2 protein-coding genes are annotated in these 1,097 nt (G+C 64.1%); one reads left to right on the top strand and one right to left on the bottom strand.

Going from position 1 to position 1,097, the window contains the following annotated elements; all coding sequences use genetic code 11:
• Window positions 1-11: 11 nt before the first annotated feature.
• Entirely contained in the window at window positions 12-488 is a 477-nt protein-coding gene (gene gspG / locus AB4Y32_RS40370) for a type II secretion system major pseudopilin GspG (RefSeq protein ID WP_368726572.1), read from the bottom strand.
• Window positions 489-654: 166 nt separating this feature from the next.
• Here gspG and AB4Y32_RS40365 point away from each other — a divergent pair, with 166 nt between their 5' ends.
• Window positions 655-1,065 carry a type II secretion system protein N gene (locus AB4Y32_RS40365; protein ID WP_368726571.1) on the top strand — a complete coding sequence of 137 codons (411 nt, stop codon included), beginning with the start codon at window positions 655-657 and terminating at the stop codon, window positions 1,063-1,065.
• The last annotated feature ends 32 nt before the right edge of the window (window positions 1,066-1,097 follow it).

Here is a 1,097-nt window from a genome sequence, read left to right as displayed (position 1 = left end):
TTAAACGACGCCTACTGCCACGAGCCGACGTCGGCATCGTTGCCTTCGCCGCCCGGCTTGCCGTCCGCGCCGTAGCTGAACACGTCGATCTCGCCGTGCACGCCCGGATTCAGGTACTGATACGTATTGCCCCACGGATCGTTCGGCAGACGCTCGAGATAGCCGCCTTCCTTCCAGTTGTTCGGGATCGGGTCCGTGGTCGGCTTTTCGATCAGCGCGCGCAGGCCCTGCTCCTGGGTCGGATAGCGGCCGTTGTCGAGACGATAGAGCTTGAGCGACTGCATGACGGTGCCGATGTCCTGCTTCGCGGCCACGCGGCGCGCTTCGTCGGGACGGCTCATGATCTTCGGCACGATCAGCGCGGCCAGAATGCCGAGGATCGCGATCACGACCATGATCTCGATCAGCGTGAACCCGCGTTGACGACGCGCACGCAGGCCCGCATGCTGGTTCGCGATCTCGTTGCGGCGACTGGTCCACATTTGCATAGCTTGCTACCTCATTGGAAAAATTATCGGTCGACCGGATGTCATGCCTGTCATGCGATCCATCGAAAATGCAGTACCTTGCACGTCCGGCCGGTCATTTTAATGTCGCGCTGCTGAAGGCTTTCGGCACGCCGCAAAATTCACCAGAGTCCGTACAATGACACGCATGAACGCACTCCAGATCCGCCTTATTTCGCTCGTACTGTTCGCGGTGTTCTGCGCGACGCTCACCTACTGGATCGTCACGCTCACGTCGCATGCGCCGCCTGTGCCCGCGGCCGCCGTGCGCGCGCCCATTTCTACGGAGCAGGCGGCGACGCTGTTCGGCGGCCAGCTCACGCGCACCGCGAACCAGGACATCCACCTGTCGGGCATCCTCGCACTGGGCGAGGGCGCTGCCGCGATCGTCAGCACGGGCGGCGAGCCGCCGCATGCCGTCTCGCTCGGCAGCGCGATCATGCAGGGCGCGAAGCTCGCCGAAGTGCGCGCGCGCTCGATCATCATCGATCGCAACGGCGCGCGCTCCGAAGTGTTCCTGCCCGCGAACGCGCCCGGCCCGACCATCTACGTGCGCTGATTTCTTCCGCTGTGACGGCGCGACGCTCTCCG

It is taken from the genome of Paraburkholderia phymatum (assembly GCF_040965635.1).
Lineage (GTDB): Bacteria > Pseudomonadota > Gammaproteobacteria > Burkholderiales > Burkholderiaceae > Paraburkholderia > Paraburkholderia phymatum_B.
The sequence above is the reverse complement of the archived record's forward strand: the minus strand, read 5'-3'. Positions and strand labels throughout refer to the sequence as shown.